The 18,876-nt window shown below is 71.4% G+C and carries 23 protein-coding genes; 9 read left to right on the forward strand and 14 right to left on the reverse strand.

What is annotated here, in order from left to right; genetic code table 11:
• The first annotated feature begins 749 nt into the window (after positions 1–749).
• The 6 genes from ACWD5D_RS40785 (at position 750) to ACWD5D_RS40810 (ending at position 3,501) form a co-directional block, all read left to right on the forward strand.
• Complete coding sequence (locus tag ACWD5D_RS40785) at positions 750–1,367, forward strand: replication/maintenance protein RepL (protein ID WP_451377809.1); 618 nt, start codon at positions 750–752, stop codon at positions 1,365–1,367.
• Positions 1,361–1,756, forward strand: a complete 396-nt coding sequence (locus ACWD5D_RS40790) for a hypothetical protein (RefSeq protein ID WP_451377810.1) — start codon at positions 1,361–1,363, stop codon at positions 1,754–1,756. Before ACWD5D_RS40785 ends, ACWD5D_RS40790 begins: the two co-directional genes overlap by 7 nt.
• Positions 1,757–1,999: 243 nt before the next feature.
• On the forward strand, positions 2,000–2,482 hold the full coding sequence (locus ACWD5D_RS40795; protein ID WP_451377811.1) for a hypothetical protein: 483 nt from the start codon (positions 2,000–2,002) through the stop codon (positions 2,480–2,482).
• Positions 2,483–2,507: 25 nt separating this feature from the next.
• Positions 2,508–2,852, forward strand: a complete 345-nt coding sequence (locus ACWD5D_RS40800) for a hypothetical protein (RefSeq protein ID WP_451377812.1) — start codon at positions 2,508–2,510, stop codon at positions 2,850–2,852.
• A 42-nt stretch (positions 2,853–2,894) separates the two neighbouring features.
• Complete coding sequence (locus ACWD5D_RS40805; RefSeq protein WP_311314884.1) at positions 2,895–3,083, forward strand: hypothetical protein; 189 nt, start codon at positions 2,895–2,897, stop codon at positions 3,081–3,083.
• Between the two features lie 28 nt (positions 3,084–3,111).
• Positions 3,112–3,501: a hypothetical protein gene (locus tag ACWD5D_RS40810; protein ID WP_451377813.1), complete on the forward strand. Its 390-nt coding sequence runs from the start codon at positions 3,112–3,114 to the stop codon at positions 3,499–3,501.
• Positions 3,502–3,723: 222 nt separating this feature from the next.
• Here the strand turns inward: ACWD5D_RS40810 and ACWD5D_RS40815 are convergent, their stop codons facing one another.
• Together ACWD5D_RS40815 and ACWD5D_RS40820 are read right to left on the reverse strand one after the other, a co-directional pair.
• Positions 3,724–3,939: a hypothetical protein gene (locus ACWD5D_RS40815; protein WP_451377814.1), complete on the reverse strand. Its 216-nt coding sequence runs from the start codon at positions 3,937–3,939 to the stop codon at positions 3,724–3,726.
• Positions 3,940–3,970: 31 nt separating this feature from the next.
• Complete coding sequence (locus ACWD5D_RS40820) at positions 3,971–4,207, reverse strand: hypothetical protein (RefSeq protein ID WP_451377815.1); 237 nt, start codon at positions 4,205–4,207, stop codon at positions 3,971–3,973.
• Positions 4,208–4,373: 166 nt separating this feature from the next.
• Between ACWD5D_RS40820 and ACWD5D_RS40825 the strand changes: the two genes are divergently transcribed.
• Positions 4,374–4,796, forward strand: a complete 423-nt coding sequence (locus ACWD5D_RS40825; protein WP_451377816.1) for a hypothetical protein — start codon at positions 4,374–4,376, stop codon at positions 4,794–4,796.
• A gap of 228 nt (positions 4,797–5,024) precedes the next feature.
• Here ACWD5D_RS40825 and ACWD5D_RS40830 read toward each other — a convergent pair whose 3' ends face one another.
• From ACWD5D_RS40830 to tpg (ACWD5D_RS40840), 3 genes are all read right to left on the reverse strand, one after another.
• Entirely contained in the window at positions 5,025–5,294 is a 270-nt protein-coding gene (locus ACWD5D_RS40830; RefSeq protein WP_451377817.1) for a hypothetical protein, read from the reverse strand.
• Positions 5,291–6,043: a hypothetical protein gene (locus ACWD5D_RS40835; protein ID WP_451377818.1), complete on the reverse strand. Its 753-nt coding sequence runs from the start codon at positions 6,041–6,043 to the stop codon at positions 5,291–5,293. Before ACWD5D_RS40835 ends, ACWD5D_RS40830 begins: the two co-directional genes overlap by 4 nt.
• 103 nt (positions 6,044–6,146) lie before the next feature.
• Positions 6,147–6,740: a telomere-protecting terminal protein Tpg gene (tpg, locus tag ACWD5D_RS40840; RefSeq protein WP_451377819.1), complete on the reverse strand. Its 594-nt coding sequence runs from the start codon at positions 6,738–6,740 to the stop codon at positions 6,147–6,149.
• A gap of 157 nt (positions 6,741–6,897) precedes the next feature.
• Between tpg (ACWD5D_RS40840) and ACWD5D_RS40845 the strand changes: the two genes are divergently transcribed.
• Positions 6,898–7,377 carry a hypothetical protein gene (locus ACWD5D_RS40845; RefSeq protein ID WP_451377820.1) on the forward strand — a complete coding sequence of 160 codons (480 nt, stop codon included), beginning with the start codon at positions 6,898–6,900 and terminating at the stop codon, positions 7,375–7,377.
• A gap of 313 nt (positions 7,378–7,690) precedes the next feature.
• On the opposite strand, the gene tpg (ACWD5D_RS40850) is transcribed toward ACWD5D_RS40845, so the two are convergent.
• The 9 genes from tpg (ACWD5D_RS40850) to ACWD5D_RS40890 form a co-directional block, all read right to left on the reverse strand.
• Positions 7,691–8,245: a telomere-protecting terminal protein Tpg gene (tpg, locus tag ACWD5D_RS40850; RefSeq protein WP_451377821.1), complete on the reverse strand. Its 555-nt coding sequence runs from the start codon at positions 8,243–8,245 to the stop codon at positions 7,691–7,693.
• A 6-nt stretch (positions 8,246–8,251) separates the two neighbouring features.
• Positions 8,252–10,435, reverse strand: a complete 2,184-nt coding sequence (gene tap / locus ACWD5D_RS40855) for a telomere-associated protein Tap (protein WP_451377822.1) — start codon at positions 10,433–10,435, stop codon at positions 8,252–8,254.
• Between the two features lie 141 nt (positions 10,436–10,576).
• A complete protein-coding gene (locus ACWD5D_RS40860; protein WP_451377823.1) occupies positions 10,577–11,380 on the reverse strand; it encodes a DciA family protein in 804 nt (267 codons plus the stop codon).
• On the reverse strand, positions 11,377–13,578 hold the full coding sequence (locus ACWD5D_RS40865; protein ID WP_451377824.1) for a hypothetical protein: 2,202 nt from the start codon (positions 13,576–13,578) through the stop codon (positions 11,377–11,379). The genes ACWD5D_RS40860 and ACWD5D_RS40865 overlap by 4 nt, the downstream gene beginning before the upstream one ends.
• A gap of 610 nt (positions 13,579–14,188) precedes the next feature.
• Positions 14,189–14,437 carry a hypothetical protein gene (locus ACWD5D_RS40870; RefSeq protein WP_451377825.1) on the reverse strand — a complete coding sequence of 83 codons (249 nt, stop codon included), beginning with the start codon at positions 14,435–14,437 and terminating at the stop codon, positions 14,189–14,191.
• A 140-nt stretch (positions 14,438–14,577) separates the two neighbouring features.
• Positions 14,578–15,045: a deaminase gene (locus ACWD5D_RS40875; protein ID WP_451377826.1), complete on the reverse strand. Its 468-nt coding sequence runs from the start codon at positions 15,043–15,045 to the stop codon at positions 14,578–14,580.
• Positions 15,045–15,728, reverse strand: coding sequence for a RibD family protein (locus tag ACWD5D_RS40880; RefSeq protein WP_451377827.1), 684 nt, complete (start codon positions 15,726–15,728; stop codon positions 15,045–15,047). Before ACWD5D_RS40880 ends, ACWD5D_RS40875 begins: the two co-directional genes overlap by 1 nt.
• Before the next feature lie 20 nt (positions 15,729–15,748).
• Positions 15,749–17,182, reverse strand: coding sequence for a helix-turn-helix domain-containing protein (locus ACWD5D_RS40885; RefSeq protein WP_451377828.1), 1,434 nt, complete (start codon positions 17,180–17,182; stop codon positions 15,749–15,751).
• 150 nt (positions 17,183–17,332) lie between these two features.
• Positions 17,333–17,665 (reverse strand): GntR family transcriptional regulator, encoded by a 333-nt coding sequence (locus ACWD5D_RS40890; protein WP_451377829.1) that lies wholly within the window; start codon positions 17,663–17,665, stop codon positions 17,333–17,335.
• Positions 17,666–17,852: 187 nt separating this feature from the next.
• Here ACWD5D_RS40890 and ACWD5D_RS40895 point away from each other — a divergent pair, with 187 nt between their 5' ends.
• A complete protein-coding gene (locus ACWD5D_RS40895) occupies positions 17,853–18,233 on the forward strand; it encodes a hypothetical protein (protein WP_451377830.1) in 381 nt (126 codons plus the stop codon).
• Positions 18,234–18,876: the final 643 nt, after the last annotated feature.

The raw sequence follows: 18,876 nt of genomic DNA on the forward strand, positions 1-18,876 counted from the left end.
GGCCGAACACAGGTCGGGGTGAGCCGAGTTGTGGGGGGTGGGTGCGTGCTTCAAAGATACTGGCTAGATTGAGACTGGAATGGAGCTGCACCCCCTTCGAGCTGGAAAAAGAGGCGCGGATAACGGTTGAGATATGCGGGATTAGATTAGCGAGGAAAGCGCACGGAATTGATGGGATGGCGCGCCGAAAATGACGGTACCGGAAACGGTGGGAAATGCGGGTGGGAGCATTCGCGGGTGATTAGCCAGAACGGTCCGGGTGGCGTTCGGGTGCGGGTGGGAATGAGAGCTGCGCGCGGCGGGGTATCCGTGCTCGGGGCCGTCGGTCGGCGAGGCCGAGGCGCCGCAGTTCGGCCTCGCGCGCGCGTGCGCGTCTTACTGATAAAAGGGGCCCGCGCGGAAACCTGCTCTGACCTGCGGTTTCGTGAGGGGCTATGTGTTGGGTCTGACACATCGACCTGCGGTTTCGTGCCTCGTCCGACACAAGAGCACCACATTTGGCCCCGGAAACAGGTACAAACTGCATTCATGCTGGTCAGGTGCGTATTCGCCGATCGGGGGGCGAGAGGTGATGTGTCGGCGTCGACACCAGGGGGCCACGCCGACAGGGACAAAGGTCCCCCTGGGCGGGGACAATCTCGGCTAGGGTGCCGGGAACCACACGAGATCGAGCAGCAGGAGCCAGGGTGCCCGGGGAAGCGAGTCGCTCCACCAGCAGAGGCCGGCGGTCGACGAGCCGGGGTGAGCCCGTGACGTCGCCGCTGGCGGACAGCTTCGCCAAGGCCCTGGACCGGACGCCGCCCGAGCGCGGCCGGCCGGTGAAGTCGGCGAGCGTCGAGTACAAGTACCGCGAGCCCCACGACGCGTGGGGGCGCAGCGGCTACAGCATGGTCAGCAACGACTTCCTTGCCGACGTCCTGGCGGTGCTGATCGCCCGGTACGGCATGTCGCCCGTCCAGTCGGCCGTCCTGCTGTTCTGCATGGGCCGCCAGGTCGAGGGCCGCCTGAAGATCACCCACATCAAGGTGGCCAAGCACCTCGGGGTGGAGCGGGCGAACGTTACCCGGGCGCTGGGCAGCCTGGAGAACTGGCACATGCTCCAGCGGCGGACGAACTCGGTGATCGTGGTCAACCCGCTGATCTGCTTCAAGGGCAACGGCGACCTCCAGCGCGAGGCCCTGGAGCAGCTGCGGCAGGACGCCAGGGCCGCCCTGAGGAAGCACTTCCCGGAGATGCGGGAAGATGTTCTGGCGTTGGAGCAGGCCGCGAGCGAGAGCTTCCCGGAGTTCGCGCGGCCGGCGGTTCCGGAGCCGCGCACGCGGCAGCTGGCGTTCGGCGACAACGACGTGGAGGAGGAAGCATGCTGATCCAGGCCACCCTCGGGTTCGCGCAGCTGCACCGGCTGGAGCTCTCCAAGGCGTCCTACGACCTGCTCAGCGCGATGATGGAGGTCCAGCGCCCCGGCGGCGAGGTGAACGCCTCACAGGCCGAGCTGCGGGCGCGTGTGGGGCTCAGCAAGAACCGCACGTCGATCGCGATGAGCCAGCTGGTCGAGCGGCACGTCGTCCTGCGGCCCGAGGGCCGGTACCGCAGCTACTTCATCCACCCGTACTTCGCCGGGTACGCCAGCGAGGAGGAGATGGAGGGGGCGCTGCGCGAGGCGACCGAGGCCATCAAGGCCGGCGACCTGGCCGCGCCGGCGCTTCCCGCTCCGCAGCGGCATCTGGCCGCCGTGCCCACCCGTCGCAGCGCTTGACCGGCCGCCCGGCCGCCCGCCCGGCCGGGTGACACGACATCAGCGGCGCCGCACCCCTCGGACAGGGGCGCGGCGCCGCTTTCGTGTGCGGGCGGCGAGTGTCAGATCCGTACGCACCGTTCCCGCTGGCGGGAAACGCGCAGGTCAGGAGCGGGGCGAAAAGAATCATGAGCGGACCCCTTCCCTAGGTGTATGAACTTCCATACAGTGTATTGAAGTTCATACACCTAGGAGGTTCCGCCCGTGTTACTCACCCTCGTCACCGCCGCCCTCGCCATCGTCGGCACGCTGCTCGGCTCGATCGTCTCCGGCCGCTTCCAGGAGCGCGCCGCCGAACGGTCCGTCCGCGTCACCCACGGCGAGGCGATCCGCCGCGACCGGCTGGAGGCCGTCACCGCCCTCGCCTGCGCCGTCAGCGACCACCGCCGGGCGATGTGGATGCGCGGCGACGCGGTCCTCAAGGGCGCCGGCGCCGAGCGGATCGAGACCCTGCGCGGCGAGAGCCACATGACCCGGTCCGCCGTCACCCGCCCGCTGGTCGCGCTGCGGGTGCTCATCGAGGACCAGGCGGTGCGCGCCGCGGCTGACCAGATGGTCACGCTGACGTACGCGCTGCGCGACGCGTACGCGAGCTCCGAGGACCTGACCGCCGCCCGCGAGGCTGCGAAGGACGCCCACGACGCCTTCGTCGACACCGCCGCCGGCTACCTCAGCCGGACCGCCTGAACCCCGCCAGAGACAGGAGCCCGTCATGGAGCGCACGTCCACGGAGATCGTGAAGGCCGCCGACATCACCGCCATCGAGACCAGCGCCAACCGGGGCGCCGTCGACAGCGAGCTTGCCTACCTGGCACCGGCGGCGGCCGCCGCACTCGGGCTGCTCGCCGACGCCATCAAGCGGGGCACCGCCGACCGCGAGACCGTCGTCCAGGCCCTGAAGGAGGCGGCCGTCCACGAGCGGTTCGCCGACGTCCTGGAGGCCGCGTCCGACGACGTGATGAACGAGGCCGAGGACCCGTACGACTTCGACGCGCGCCTGGACGACAACCTCTCGGGCGCGGCCTCCGACGTCCGCGACCTCTTCCGCTGGCTGTAGACCCGCCCGCCGGCCCCGCCCCGACACCACGAGGGAGACACCGTGTTCACCGGAACCGCCGAAGAACTCCGCGCCCGCCAGGCGCAGGCCCGCGAGCTCGCGGAGCAGGCCGCCGCGCTGCTGGACCAGATCGACGCGCTGGGCCTGGGCGCGGGCGGCGGGCAGCTGCACACCCCCGGCGGCATCATCCGCAACCGGCCCGGCCAGGGCTGGACCGTCGCCGACCGCTGACCGATCCACCCGAGGAAAGGAGACCGCGGTGAGCACCGATCCCGCGCACCCCGATGACCACCAGGATCAGCTCCTGGTCCCGCTCGCCGCCGAGGACGTCGCCATGCTCGGCAGCGACGGCGAGCAGCTGGCCGCGCTGTTCGCCGCCGCGCTGCACGGCCTGGCGCTGCTGCGCACGGGCCGGGCGAGCGCCGCCGAGCTCGCGGCCGCCATCGAGGGCGCCACCGGGCTGCTGGAGCGGCTGGAGGCTGTACGGGACGCCTCCCTGCGCCAGCCCGCCGCCAAGGACGTCTCGCACACCGACCTGGCGAAGGCGATGCACCTGGAGAGCCGCGCGACCGCGCAGTCCCGCCGGCGCACGCTGCTGAAGAAGCCGGTGGGCGACCTGGAGCGGTGGGCTACCGGCACCGACGGGTGAACGGTTGCAGCACGCCCGCAGCAGCCGAACGACCGTTTGCTGCACCGCGCGCTGCCCTCGGTGCAGCACGGCCTGCTACCCGAGCAACAGCCGTGTGGCGCTTGGGGCCGGCCTTCGAATGTCATCGCTCTCCGGCACCCGCATCACCCGCAGCAGCACCCCGTGCAGCAGACACAGCAGCGCCCCGGACCCGACCAGGTCCGGGGCGCTGCTACATGCTGATCAGGCTTCGACGTACGCCACGATCGTGATCTGTCGAAGGGCGGTCACGTAGTAGATGACCCGGACCCCGTCGACGTCGTCCACGTAGTCGCGCAGCAGGGTGTCGGGTACCGGAGTACCCAGCTCGGGGTTGACGCTGATCGCGACGATCGCGCGGTCCAGGCGGTGCGTCTCGGCCGAGGTCAGCTTCGCCAGCTGGCTTAGCGCGGGCTCCACCAGGACTACCTGGGACCGGCGCGGTCCGTGCTCAGGCGACACGGGGCTGCTCGCTGGCGAGGCGCTCCAGGTGGGCGTCGCGGGCTTCCTCCCACAGCACGCCGGATTCCGCGGCCGGGTAGCCGTTCTCCGCGATGTCCTCCAGCACCGAGGCGAGGACGTCGACCCGGGCGCGCTGGTCGGCCGCGTAGGCGCGGGCGGACGCGGCGGCGTTCTCATCGAGGGGCTGGCGGTCGGGGGCGGGCGCGGGGGCCGGCTGCTGGCTCATCCGGGGCTCCTGGGCGGGTTGCTGGCGTGTGCCCTCACGGTAGCGCCGGGGCGGGGCACGCCGGGACGGTACGGACGAAACCCGGCTCCGTCGGCCGGGACCCAGGACCCAGGAGACTCAGGCGGCGCCCGGGGCCGTGGCGCCTGGAGGGGAGCACGCTGGAGATATGCGCACCAAGGACGTCCGGGTGGGACAGACGTACCGCTGCGAGGTGCCGCTCGCGCTTCCGCTGCGGCGGTACCGGCCGGAGACGATGGGCGACTCCTGGTGGCCGCTGACGTGGCTGCGCGGCACGTACTTCCCGCTGTCCGTGGTCGACGTGGACGCCGCGGCCCGGACCGCCCAGGGCCTGGTGATGATCGAGGGGAGCACCCGGGTCACGGTGGAGCTCACCGAGGACCAGGCGCAGGAGGCCGGCCTCCCGCCCGGGGGCGGCTACCAGGTCTCCGGGATGCTCCTGGACGCCGAGGGCGAGCCCGTCGAACTGCCCCGGATCGGCACCCTCACCGTGCCGCTGCGCTGGCTCCACCCGGTGGATACGCCCGTCTCCCCCAGCCACCACGACGCCTCGGTCCGGCAGATCCCCTGACCCGGCCCCGCACGGAGTGTGATCACCCCCGGAGGGGTTGTCGCGTTGTCGCGCCTGTCACGCGAAAACGGCCTGGAGAGGGGGTTCCGGGCCGATTCCGCGCCTGAATGTCCGAATTGATCGGCTTTCCGGGTGGCGCTGTCACGCGGCCTTCCGGCGACGTGACAGGCAGCGTGACAAGGGGGCGTGACAAGCAGTTGTCACCCTCGGTGAGCGTGACAACTGCGGTCAGGTCTGGAGCGGGGGCCAGACGTGCGGGCCGGTGCACTGCCGGCAGGCGGCGCAGCCGGCGCACTCCATGCAGAACTGCTTCGGGGTCAGCGGGCAGTGGCAGATCGGGTTGTAGTCGGGGTCGTCGTCGCCGGGGTAGAGGCTCTCGCCGAAGGGCGGCTCGGTCCAGGCGATGACCGAGCCGTCGGCGAGCAGGTCCTCGTAGTGGTGCCCGATGTCGCTGTGCTCGCTCCAGGTGGCCACCACCACCTCGTCCGCCGCGCTCACGCCGCGCCGCCCTTCACCGCGGCCGCGTTGTCGAGCCACGCGGCGAGCGCGTTCGTGGCGTCCGGGTCGGCCTGGGCGAGGCGGCCGACGAACTCGAAGTCGCCGTCGACCGGGGTGCCGGTGCGGGCGAGGGCGGCGAGCAGCGCGGCGCGGGCGCGTACCGGCGCGGGCAGCAGGGTGGCGGCGGCCGTGCGGGTGTCCGGGTCGGCGTAGTGGCCGGAGTGGGTGGCGAGGGCGTGGGCGAGCCAGTCGTCGACCGCCGCGACGCGGTAGTCGTAGTCGTCCATGAATGCGCGGGCGGCTTCGTCGCCCGGCCTGCTCATCACGGTCCGGTCGAGGCGGCCGGCCCCGGCGAGGGCCGCCAGTTCGTCGGCCCGGTCGGCTACCCGCTGCTGCTCCTGGCGGCGCTGCTGCTCGGCTTCCTCGCGGCGCCGGTCTTCGGCGAGCTCCTCCTGGACGACCGCGTCGGCATCCGGGTCGTACGGGCCGCCGGTCGCGGCGAGCAGCTGCACGATGCGCTCCCACTCCGCGATTTCGGCGGGGCCGCGTTCGTCGTCGGCCAGGTCCTCGCGGTCGCGGTCCATGTGCTGCTGCAGCCGGGCTTCCTCGAGCGCGGCCGCGGCCTCGGTGGCGGTCATGCCGGTGGCGCGCCGTCGCACCGCACGGCGGCCGACCTTCGCTCGGTCGATCGGCTGGCGGGGCGCGGCCGCGCCGGGACGACGGTGGGAGCGGGGCGCAGGGGTGCTCACACGAGCCTCTCAATCGTCATGGGATAGAAGCGGGATATCAGGCCGTCGCGCATCGGAAGCGGCGGCCCCAGACAGGTTTATCGCACCCGCGAATTCCGTGCTGCTAAAACTCGATGTCGAGCGATTGAACGTCCTGAAATTTCACCTCCAGGCTCGCACGACCGCCCCCGCCTTGACGGAAATAGGCGTCCGCGATGGCCTCCGCGACCGCCTCGTGGAGGTCGGTGTCCGTCGCACCCTCCTCCCGTGCCGCCAGGATGAGGGCGGCGTGGGAGGGCGACACGGCGATGGTGAGGTCCCGTACTCGGGTGTCGTCCGAGGACCCGTTCGCGGTGAATCCGAGGGTGGCCCGGAACTTGATGACGAGCCCGCCCGAAGTGGTCGCACGTTGCCTCGCCTGCGCTCTGACCTGCGGTTGCCACTCTGACTCGGTCTCCTTGACCAGGACCTCCTGGAGGCGCTTGTTCGGCTTGGTGGATGCGCCGGACAGGTAGCGCTGCACCGTCTTGCGGGAGACGCCCAGGCGCTCCGCCAGGCTCTTGGTGGAGCCCCTCTCCCGCGTGCGAAGGAATTTCATCTGGGCTCGCGGCGATTTCGGCGCGGGCCGGGTGAACAGGGCACGTTCCGCACGGGCGAGGCCCTCCATGAGCTTGGAGCGCGTCCGGGCCGCCTGCGCTGCCTTCTCTTCCTCAGTCATGGGGGTAGCTCACAGCCGCGGACCTGTGGACAGAGACCGCCGACGACGGGCGCTCCTGCGGCCGGTCTCCACCCCTGCGGGTGACGCGCCCTGGTCGGTGCCGACGTCGGGCCGCTACGTTCCCCTGGACTTGATGATCGAGGGGGAGGGCCAAGGGATGAGCGAGCGAGGCGCGTTACGGGGTCTGCGGGTCTTGATGTGGGTGGTGATCGCCATCGAGGTGCCGGTGTACCTGGTGTGGCTGGTCCAGGTCGGCTACCTGACCGGGCAGGAGCTGCCCCGCGGTGACGTCGCGCGGTGGGCGCCACCCGTACTGCTGCCGCCAGTGGCCGTGCTGTTCTGCGTGATGGCGGGCTGGACGTGGTGGCTGAGCGTGGTGGCTGGCACCCGTTCTTCGCTGCGGGAGCGGTGGATCGTCGTCTCGCTGGTGTTCGTCGCCGCCTTCTCGGTGTTCTGCGGGGTGGCCTCGGTCGACGACCCGTCGGTGTCGGTGGGCCTGTTGAGCGCCGCCGTGACCGGGCTCGGCATGGTCGGGCTGTTCTTCATCCCGGCCGCCGCCTCCCGCCAGCTGCCGGACGTCATCCGCCGGCGCTCCCGCCGGACGGACACCGCCCCGGGCAAGGCGGGCCCGCAGTAGGCCGGCCGTCGATTGCCCAGGGCGCCGCGCGGCGGGCATGCTGCGCGTTCCGGAGGAGAAGGGGTGGAGCGTGTCCGAACACGACGACGCGAGCGCGGCGGAAGCGGCGCTCAGGAAGGCCGTGGAGCAGCTCAGCGGCGACGGGACGGGCGACGGCAGCAAGGCCGCCCAGGAGGCCGTCCAGGCGCTTGCTGACGGCTCTGAGCAGGCATGGACACCCCGACCAGAAGGCCGCCGCTGGTTGATCCGTCGGCAGACGTGCCTGGGGCCCCGGACTAGCGCGCGGTCCGGGGCCCCAGGCATGGGCGGGTGATCACAGCTCGATGTCGAGCCGCTCCACGTCGGTGAACTCCACGCCCAGGCCGTGCGCGCGGGAGTTGTTGGCGCGGAAGTACATCCGGGCGAGGCCGTCGGCGGCGATCTGCCGGAGCTGGTCCTCGTTGGCGCCCTGCTCCCGTGCGGTGAAGAGCTGGTCGGCGTACTCGGGCGGCAGGGCCTGGGTGATGTCGCGGATCCGGGCGTCGTCGGTCGTGCCCGCGGCGGCGGTGAACCCGAACCGGGCGCGGGTGGAGACGACGATGCCGCCGGTGGTCGCGGCCTTCTTCTTCGCCTTGGCGCGGATCTGCGGCTGCCACCGCTTCTTGACCTCGCCCTCCAGGCGGGCGCGCAGCTCCTGGCGGGGCCGCTTGAGCTTGCCCGAGACGTACCGCTCCACGGTGCGCTGGGAGATCCCGAGCGCCTGGGCGGCGGCCTTGGTGCCCTTGAGCTGCTTGACCAGGTACTTCATCTGCGCCTGGGCGCTCTGCGGGATGCGGCGGGTGAACGCCGACTCCAGCGCGCGGTCCAGGCTGTCCCCGAGCGAGTCCATGGCCTGCTACTCCCCTTCTCCGGCGCTCTGATCGGTCTTGATCAGGTTGGCGATGTTGAAGACCTCGCCGCGTTCCTCGAACTGGGATTCCGCCCACAAGACGGTCTGCGTGCCCTGCCACTTGACCATCCCGGGCGAGACCCCGAGCCGGAACGTGCCCGGGGCCGGCTTGCCCTCGGGCGTGTACGGCAGAACGTCCAGCGGGGACGGGCCGGGCGAGGGGTAGGCAATGGCGTCGGTGCCGATCGCGACCGGGTAGAGGTCGGCGGCGGCCGCCGTCTTCATCAGCTTGCGGTGCAGGCCGGTCCGCTGGTTCGCGAGCACGGCGGCCCGGATGTCGGGGCGCCACGTCCACCGGTCCAGCGCCGGGTAGGGCTCGTAATACGGCACCTGGCCCCGGGAACGCTGGCGCAGCTTGCCGATCGCGCCCTTCGCCGTCGCCTTGATCGCGGTCTCCAGCAGCGCCATCGTCGGGTCGACCTGCTTGCGCCGCGCCATCGCCTCGAGGAATTCGCTCCCGGCGAGGTCGGTGGTGACGCCCATGTCGGCCATCGTCTCCACGTACGCGTCGCGCAGCCGCTTGTACCAGGAGTCCAGGTAGCGGCCGGTCTGGGTGCGCACGTACGCCTCGATCGGCGCGACATCGAAGCCGAGCTCCTGGGCGTAGGCGAGGGTCGGGGTGGCGTACCAGGCCGGGCCGGTGGGGTGGTCGCCCTTCGGCGTGAACGGAGAGGGCAGCCGCGAACCGTCGACCGTGCGGCCGCCCACCTCCACGCGGGACAGGTCGACGTGGCTCAGGTCGACCAGCCACGAGCCGGGCAGCGACGGATCGAAGGCCGGGTTGCCAGTCAGGTGGGTCGGCCCGTTCAGCCCGACCGTGAGGCCGTTCGCGGCCGCGGCGAACGACATGTTGATGTCGACGACCACCAGGTACGGGTTGGCGCACTCCTCATCGGTCAGCGGCCGGCACCAGTCGTACGGCTCCTCCATCAGCATCTCGGCCGGGGTGCGCAGGTGGTGCCGGGCGAACCCCGCGTCCTTCAGGATCGGGTGCTCGTCGGGCACCTCGCACGGGACGACGTCGTACTTGGCGGTGATCGCGTCGTCGTTGTACGCCCGCTCGAACGCGCCGGTCGCCGGGTCCTTCTCCGCGCGGGTCGGCGGACGCAGCGCGGTCATCAGCTCCAGGCCGGTCGTCGCGGTGGAGCCGCGGGGCGTGATCACCCGGGCCGCGTACAGGCCGAGGTAGCGGGCGAGGTCGGCCGGGTGCATCGTTGGCAGCTGCGGGTCGTCCCGCTTGTCCCACTCCCTCGCGTCCAGCGCGTTCCAGGGCAGGACGCACAGTTGGACGCAGCGCCGCTTCGAGCCTTCGGGGTCGCGGTAGATGCGGGCCCACGGGCCGAAGCCGCGCTGGCTCATCTTGAGCCCGGCCCGGTCGATCTGCTTGACCACCTTGTGGCCGGCCGGGAGACGGCTCGCGCGCCGCTCCTCCTCCGACAGGGCGGTGGGCAGGCCGAAACGCTCCAGTGCGGCCGCGGTGAGGACGAGGATCGGGTCGGCGTCGCGGCCGTTGCGGTGCAGCCGGGCCTGACCGAGACGCGCCTCGGTCAGCGTCCAGTCGACCAGCGCCGGGATGCTCTTGGCGGGCACGTCCAGGACCAGGCCGCCAACGCAGTACGCCGACACCTGCCCGTCCTCGCAGTCGATCACCGCGAGCGGCCCATTCTCGAAGCGCGGGTCGGCGGCGGCCGTCGCCGTGGTCTTCTTCGCCACCGCCTTCTTCGCACCCGGGCGCCGCGACGACGCGGCGGGCCGGGTGGTGCTGCTCGCCGGCGCCGTCGGGCGGGACGGCGGGACAGCGGCGGGAGCGGGAGCCGGGACCGGCTCCGGGCCGGTGAACGCTTCCGGGACCTCCGAGGCCGGGTCGGCGGCCGGGGCGGGGAAGCGGGCGGCGAGGCCCTCCAGGAGCCGGGCGTATGCGGCGCGCTTCGGCGGCCGCGGCTCCGTCCTGCCGGTCTCCCAGTTCCCCACCGCCTCCCGGCGGGCGTCCAGCGCCGTGGCGATCTGCGCCTGGCTCAGGCCCGCCGCCTCCCGCAGACGCCTGCGCTCCGCAGGGGCGGGAAGGTCGTCCTGCGCGACTTGCTCCAGCAGCGCATCGACAGCGCTGAACAGCTCGTTCTCAGTGGACACAGAGGTCACCTCCAATAGACAGCATACCCGATCGCTCGTTGATTCGCGCATCGGATCGCGCATGAATCGCGCAACGGTTTGGAGTGCACCACGCGGATCGGCAAGCCGCGCAACGGCGGCGCCAAGAGGCCGGTGCGGCGGTCACGCCGTCTGCCCCAGCTCGGCAGGGCCCGCCGTCTGCCCCGCCCGTTCCCGGCGAGCACGGCGCAGCGCGGCAAGGCGGGCCTTCTCGGACTCCTGACGGCGCTGGGCGCGGGCCGCCTCGATCGGGGCCGGCTGCTCGTCTGGCACGTCGGACTCGGAAAAGGCACGGGCGCTGAGCGCGCGCATCGCCTTCGTCTGCCGCTCCACCGCGTCCGCGATGGCGGGGTCCACCCGGAGCGGCGGCGCCACCTTCTGGTGCGCGGCGAGCGCGCGGCGGTAGCCATCCGAGGCGGTCTCCCGCGTGCGCACCGGCCCGGCGGGCGCGACCGCGGGCTCCGGCTCGGAGTCGGCCGGCTCGGACACCGGCACCGCGCCGGGCGCGAGGATCTTCAGGGCGCGTACCACCGTGCGGCCGGCCGACTCGTTGGCGGCGGCGATGACGCGGGCCTGCTCCAGGCGCGTCTTCGTCGCCCAGGCCGCCGACTCCGGGCACACGGTGAGCCGCCCGGTGTCGGCGTCGTAGCCGATCGCGGCGACGTGCCCGGCGAGCTCGGGGGCGATGGCCGCCCACCGCTCGCGCAGCGTCGCGCCGGCGGCCGGGAGCTCCCACGCTCGCTCGGTGACCAGCGCACCGATCGCCGCGCCCAGGCCCAACGGCTCACGCCCGTCGCGCCGCACCGCCGTGACGGCCCGCGGCTTCCTCGTCGCCTTCTGGCCGGCGCCGTTCTTCCGGGCCGCCTCCATCGCGGCCCGCAGCGCGACCCGGGCCAGGTCGACCCCGGACACCTCGCCCTCGCTCATGCCTGCCCCCAGGTCGTGTAGCCGAGGTCCAGGTGCCCGAGCCGGGAGTAGTGCTGTGCCTGGTCGACTACCTGGTTGCTGAACAGGCGCCTGGCCGACGTCTCGCCGTACCGGTCGATGTGGTCGAACACCACCTGGTGGTCCTTGAGCGCCCGCACCCGCCAGGCCCGGACCTGCTCACGGGTCAGGTCCTCGAGGACGAGCTCCTGCTCCTGGTCGTCGCCGTCGACCGGGTCGGGCGCGGCGAGCGGACGCGGCGCGGGCAGCACGACCGGCGCCGTCGGCGCGGCCGGGACGTCGTCGGCCGGCTGCGCGGCCGCGGCTTCGGCACGGGCCCGAGCAGCGGCGGCCTGCTGCCCGCGGATCTGCGCCCACCGGTGCTCGCGGATCCACGCCTGGGCGGTGACGTCCTGGTGCAGCTGCTGCTCGGTCGCCGCGCGGCGCTCGGTCTCGGAGGCGTGCGGCATCGCCGCGTCGACGGCGGCCGCGATCGCACGGCGCTGGTCACGGCGGTCGGCCTGCTTCTCCTCGCAGCGCGGGCAGTCCCGTCCGGAGTCGAGCAGCACCCGGTCGTCGCACAGCGCGTCGCCACACCGCTGACGCTGGGGCAGGGCCAGGCCGATCAGCCAGCCCACCGGGTCCTTGATCGGCCCGGCCAGCCGCATCTGGTCCTCCAGGCGCCGGGCGAGGCGGTCGGCGAGGACCTGCGGAGCATCCGTACGGCCGGCGAACCCAACCACCCGGGCCAGCTCGCTGCGGGCGGCGGCCTCCACCAGCTTCCGGGCGGCCGGACGCTCCAGGCGCGCCCACACCAGGTCCACCGGGGCCAGGACGGCCCGCAGATCCTCCGGCGGCAGAGGCACCCTCCCCCGCTGCTGCCTGCCCTGGCCTTCACCGGCCACGACCCGCACCGGCCCGTCGGCCACCGGCCCGCGGCCGGGCTTCTCGCTGCTGATCGACGGGGACTTCTCCTGCTGTTCCCCGCGGAGCGGGCCGCCGTCCTCGCGCACGCACGCGCGGTCCGGCAGACCGTGGTTCCCACCACGGCCTTCGCCGGAAAAGCCACCAGAGAGCGCAAGGGAACCACCGGCAGTAACCACAGAAGCGTGGAGAGCGTGGTGCTGTGCAGTTGCGGCGAGGTCTGCCGATCCGGCCGTCTCGCCCTGCCCAGCGCCCTCGATCCCAGTAGCCACAAGGGTCTCGCTCGTCTCGCCGGACTCAAGATCTCCGGATGCAGTACCGGCGAGGTCTGAAATCAGGACCTTCGCGACCCGGCGGGCCTCCCGCACAGCCACACCGTGGGCCTCGGCAACCGGCACCAGCCGCACCCGCGACTGCGCGTTCAGGCCCGAGCCGGTCTCCTTGCGCACCACGTCCGCGACGCCGTGCTCCTGGAGGCGCTTGAGCACCTTCGCCCCGGCCGCCGCCGTGCAGCCCAGCAGCCGCGCGACCGTCGCCGCCGGACGCCCACGGTCGGTGTCCACCGACCCGGGGCACAGCTGCAGCCAGCCCGCCGAACCCGTCGTCAGCACCATCAGCAGCAGCCCGAGCCGGTCCGTTGCCGCGCCCCGGCCCGTACGACCGGCGAGCAGCCCGGCCGGGACGACCGGCTTGTCCTTCGGCGCCCACCCCGGACCGAACAGCACCTCGATGAGGCTGAGCAGCACCGCCAGCTCGGAGCGGGACAGCGCCAGCGGGTGCCGCCGGTCGCCGGCCTGCTGCGCCCGGTACATCGGGATCACCCAGCACTCCAGGCCCGTCGCCCACCCGCGAGCGTTCGTCGCGACGTTCGAGCCGAGGAACCCGGCACCGCGCAGCTCGGGCAGCACCGTGTGCGCGACCGTCGACTGCGACACCCCCAGCCACCGACCGAGCTCCTCCGCCCAGATCGACGTCTCGAAGTCCTTGCGCGCATCCGCCTTCGCGGTCAGCACGACCGACGCCAGCCGCGTGCCGTCGGACGCACCGGCCAGCGCCGGGGACGTCACCAGCGCGCGCACCGCCGCGAGCAGCCGGGCCCGCATCGTCTTCGACAGCTGGAGCGGGTTACCCAGCTCCAGCCGCGCGACCGGACCGGCCTGCGCCGGAACCGACCGCAGCCGACGACGCGTCGCGCCCCTCGGGACGTCGACCGAGTTGTCGAAGATCTCCCGCACGGCGTGGTCCAGGACGGCGGCCGACGCCGTTCCCGCGCTCACGGGGCCACCGCCTTGATCGAGCGGTCCGCCGCCCCGGCGGCGACGGTGTGACAGTCAAGGGGTGTGATGTATGTCACGTTCCCGCCAGGGGGGACACCACCATCTGCGGCGAATCCCCCCGAGGGGACTTGACCCACCCCGTGGTCAAGCTGACAGAACGCCTGGACCTCGTGCACTATGGCGATAACCGCCTTCCATGTAGATCAACAAGGGCCGACCCCCTCACGGGGACCGGTTCGTGGGACGGGCGGGGCGCCCCCTCCGTGAGGAGCGGGCGACCGGACGAAGAACCAGAGGCGAGTCCTCTCTCCTTTGCGTGATTCGAACGGATGTTCCAAAGGCCCCTGCCAGGGCTGAGGAACGGGAAGGAGCCCCTGCCACGGGGCGCCCTCCGGTGGAGCTGGTCCTTACGGACCGGTGCTGCAACCCGCTTGCCAAAGCGGGGTTTTGCTAGGTGAAGAAAGACCCAGCTCGATGAGCTGGAGCCCAGAGACCGGGGCCAACCGGAGACTGGGCGGCCGACCTGGACGTTGAGTCTGGTCGGCGAGACGGGCCGCGCGAGGCCACAGTGGATGCCACTCCACTTCTCTGGCGCGCGCGGCCGGTGGCGCTATGTCACCCCGACCCCCTTGATTCCGAGGCCGGCGTCGGCATGCCCGAGTGCCTGATGGGGTGGCGTGATCACGTTGATCAACGGCGAGGGTGCGCGGTGAAGTTCCCGTTCGCGGGTACGCTGCATCTCGCGATCACCTCCCATCAGGTGCATCGTGCGGGCGGGGATTCCCGTCCACGAGCCCCCCGACAGGCCATGCCCGGCCATGGGGGGCTCTTTGTCGTAGTCGATCAAGTCTTCGCTCACCCTAACCCCCTGTGATGGAGCCACGGGGAGGCGAAAACGCCGCGTGTCCAAGAAGCCCGGAATGCCCGCCGAAATCGGCTGTACGCCCGAAAACTTCTCGGGGCGGTGGGACACCCAGTGGGTAAGTGGCTGAGGCTTCATCAGGAGAGACCGCCCAGGTGCGAGTTCGCTGCCCGCGCGAGGTCCGCCAGTTCGGGCAGCTCCACGACGACGACCCCGGCCTCCACCAGCTGCTCGAAGCCGACGCAGTCGTCGACGAACAGCGAGGGTTCGCGCCAGGTGATGGCGACGCGCGGGATGCCGGCCTCGAGGATGCGCTTCGCGCACGGGGTCCGCGGTGAGCGCCGCTGGGAGCAGGGCTCCAGCGTGCTGTAGAGCGTCGCGCCCGCCAGCCGCATGTCGTCCTTGGGCAGCTTGGCGAGCGCGGCTTCCTCCGCGTGCTCGTGCGGGTCGGCCTCCCTGGAGTAGCCGGCCGCCAGCTCGGTGCCGTTCTCGCCCACGATGACTGCCCCGACCGAGTAGGCCCCGGCGGCCGGGGGGCACAGCGTGGCCAGGCCGATAGCACGCTGCATCCAGCGCAGGTCCTGGTCTCGGTCAGGTGCGTACATCAGGCGGTGCGCTCCTTGGGGGCGTAGCGGACGAAGACGACGTCGCCGATCGCCCGGACCTCCAGGACCTTCATCCGGGCTGTCGAGCCGCCCGGGTAGTCGGCGGCGCCCAGGAACCGCGCTGCCTCGGGCTGGCCCACGAGCAGCGGGGCGATGGCGAGATGGACCTCGTCGGCGAGGTTCTGCGCCATGAGCTGGGTGTGGATGGTGCCGCCACCCTCCACCATCAGCCGCTCAACACCACGGCGGCCGAGCTCGTCGAGGACCAGGCCCCAGTCGAGATCGGGGCCGACGCTGACGACGTCGGCGAGGTCGCCCAGGGTGGCGCGCACCTTCTCCACTGCGCTGTCCACGGTGAGTACGAGCTTCTCACCGCCGTGGTGCCAGAACTTGAGGTCGGCGGACAGGTCGCCGCTCGCGGTGACGGTGACCTTGAGCGGGTATTCGGGCTTGCCGTCGGCCACGCGCTGCGCCCGCCGGTCGTCGCTGTTCACCAACAGGCGGGGGTTGTCCCGTCGCATGGTGGTCGCGCCGATCAGGATGGCGTCGGATTCGGCGCGGACCTGGTCCACGCGGTCGAAGTCGGGCTCGTTGGACAGGCGCAGCCGGTCGGGGCTGGTGTCGTCCAGGTATCCGTCGACCGACATGGCGGCGGAGAGGATGACGTACGGGCGTGTAGTCATGGGTCGGTGATCCATTTCTCTCAGGCTTCGTGGGCGAGGACGGCGTCGAAGTTCTCACGGAAGGCGGACACCTCCGGCTGGCGCTGCCACGGGACCAGCGACCTGTCGAGGTGGACGAGTTCGCGCATGATCCGACCGGAGCCGGTGTCCTTCGCGACGGTCAGGGCCTGGAGGCCGACGGCGGCGGCCTCCTCCGGCGAGCCGGCGCCGGCGTGGGCGACTGCGGCGCGGGCGAGATAGACGCCTCGGTCCCGGTGGTAACCCTCGGGCAGGGCCTTGATGGCGTTGGTGAAGATCTCTGCGGCCTGAGCGTGCTTTCCCAGCACCTCCAGGCCCTGCGCGCGGTGGACATCGACGTACTGCTCGTTCAGCCACACGCCCCAGGGGGTCGTGTCGCTGGAAACGCGATCGAGGGCGTTGCGGACATCGTCGATCGCGCGCTCGCTGTCGGCGGGCTCGCCCCGCAGCGCGTGGCCGTACGACTCGTAGGTCCGGGCGACCGCCGCAAGGCGGCTCCGGGGCCGCGCCATCCGCTGCGCCGCCTCGGCCAGGTCGACCACGTCGACCAGGTCGCGCTTCTCCCCGGCGAGCTGAGCCTTGCGCGCCATGACGTAGGAGGTCAGATCGCCGTCGCCGACAGTGTGGCTCCACTGAAACGCCCTGTCGAGCCAGAACTCCGCGCTGTCGAAGTCCCCCATGTCCTGGTAGAGCCAGGAGGCGAACTCCGCGTACTGCGTCTGGAGTTCCATCAGGTCCTGGCGGTCGGCCCCCTTGGTGTCACGGCGCAGGGTCTTGATCTGCTCGATGTGCTCGCGCACGGCCGCGATGGCGTGCCTCGGCCCCAGCAGGTTGTCGTTGTCGATCAGCAGTCGGCGAGCCTTCCTGAAGTGCTCGATGGGCGTGCCGCTGTACGCGGACGCCACCCGTGCAGGCTGCTTCAGGCCCTGCACGACATCCGAGTTCGCGACTGCCGGCGTGCCCATGCCGAATGCAGCCGCAGCACCGAGGCCCACCCCACCACGCAGCAGGTCGCGTCGATCGAGCGCCACGAATACCACCGATCCATCCCGTAGACGAGCGGGGACAAAGATCCCCTCATGATCAGACGCTGCCTGCTGAATGCCAGCTGTGGCCAGCCCGATCGACGCTTCGGATACATGGGGAGCGGAAACGGATACACGGGCCCGCCCGGATACAGCGGGGTTGATTCGCTCCCAGAGGTCGACTAGCACACCGCCGGCCCGAAGCAGGGAATCGATCAGTTCGACTTCCGCCCGGTCCTTCGGCGGGCGGGTGGCGTTCTCCCATTTCTGCAGCTTGGAGTGCGACATGAAGGATTTCGCGGCCAGTTCGCGAAGGGACATCCCGCGCGCCTGACGGAGCTCTCGAAGCGTGTATCCGAAGCGGTGCAGAGGCGACTGCTCCGGCGTCAGCACGTTCGGCTGCTGCCCCACCTGGTGATCCCTCCATGTCTCCACTCGGTGTATCCAGCGGCTGGATACACGTCCGATCTAGAACTCGCTCCCGGGCCGGGCCTACAACTTTGCTAACGAAGTTGACCCCACCGAGGAGGGACCATGCGCAACGAGACGCACGGAAGGACGTCAGTCACCGCGCCCCTTCTCGATCCTGTCGAGACGGGCCGCAAGGCTCTGGACCTGATCCTGAAGTTCTGCCAGGGCGCGGGCAGTTGCATCCTGGGTGCTCTCGCTGGCGGTCTCGGTGACGAACGATCCGCGGCCCTGGTGCGAGTAGATGAGGCCGGCGGTCCGCAGTTCGGCCAGCGCCCGCTGGACGGTCCCCGGCGCCACGTCGTATTCGTCGGCCAGCTCCCGTGTGCTGGGCAGCTTGGTCCCGGCGGTCAGCCGTCCCGCGCGGATCTTGTCTCGTACGTCCTGAACGATTCGCTGGTACGGCTGCACGGCCTCGTTGCTCATAAGCGTCATCGTAGGTCGACCCCCTCGACATAGCTAGCTTCCATAGCTTCCTCAACGAACCACTTGACACGCCCCGAACTGTATCAGCTAAGTTATGTATGCCGACGAGGTGAACCGGTCGGCAAAGCCCCCACCTGCCACTGGCCGGGATCACGCAGAGCCCGAACACCGAAGGGAGCTCCACCCCATGAACGTCACCCGCCGCCCCGCCGCCAGCCTCGCCACCGAGCACTTCGACACCGAGACGCTCGCGCTCCTGGAGGCGATCGAGGTGCCGCTCCCCGACTTCACCGGCCTGGACATGGACGTCGCCTTCGGCACCCCGCTGGAGATGTACGCCGCCGGCACCCTCCCCCACGAACAGCTGGACGGCCTGGACATCGAGGCCGCCATCGAGGCGATCGAGGCCCGCGAGAACCGAATGCTCGCCGCCCGGGACATCGCCGCCACCGACCCGACCGCCACCGAGCTGGTGCGCGAGCGCCTGGTCGACGTGCTTCTCCCCTACGCCGCGCAGCTGCGCATCACGCGGCCGGCCGCTGCGGCGCCCCTGCCGCTCGTGGCCTGACCCTCTGCCCTTCGGCTCTGACGGCTCCCATCGTCGCCACCTCGAGTGGCGGCGGTCGAAGCGGCCAGATTCACCGACCGCCTAGCCCCCGGAAAAGCCACCTCGCGACTGGCGTCGCGGCCGGACCGGGGAGTGACCGTTCCTTGAAAACCGAAGACGCTACGCCGGGTGACGACTACCGCCCCTGACCAGCCGACTGCTGGCCGGGTGTTGTGGCAAGGGTGACCGGACTCCAGTCCTTGCGGGGCTGTCGGATGCGTCAGAAGGGCACGACCGGAGCCAGAATCCCGGTCACCGTGAACGGCGGTACGAGGCGGGGAAGTGAGAACGACCCTTCTTCGTGCCACGGAGCGGCAGCAAGACAGACCCCGGTCTGTTTCGGCTGCCGCGTGGGCCGAGCGATCACCCTCCCCCGCAGCACCTTGCGGCGGTAGCGCGACGACAGCCCCCAGCCGGTAAGCGGAACATCGCACGACCCGGCGGGTGAGCCAGTGGTCGCGGGTACGCCACCTCCCGGTCGAAAGGTGGTCAGCGCGGAAGGCAGCAGGCCGCGCGCCGCAACACCCCAAGCACTTCGCAGCCCCGCGCTGCCCAGTCGCCCGCCGCCCGGCCCTCGGGTCGGTCGGTGGGCGGTGGAGAGCGC

It is taken from the genome of Streptomyces sp. NPDC002520 (assembly GCF_053595235.1).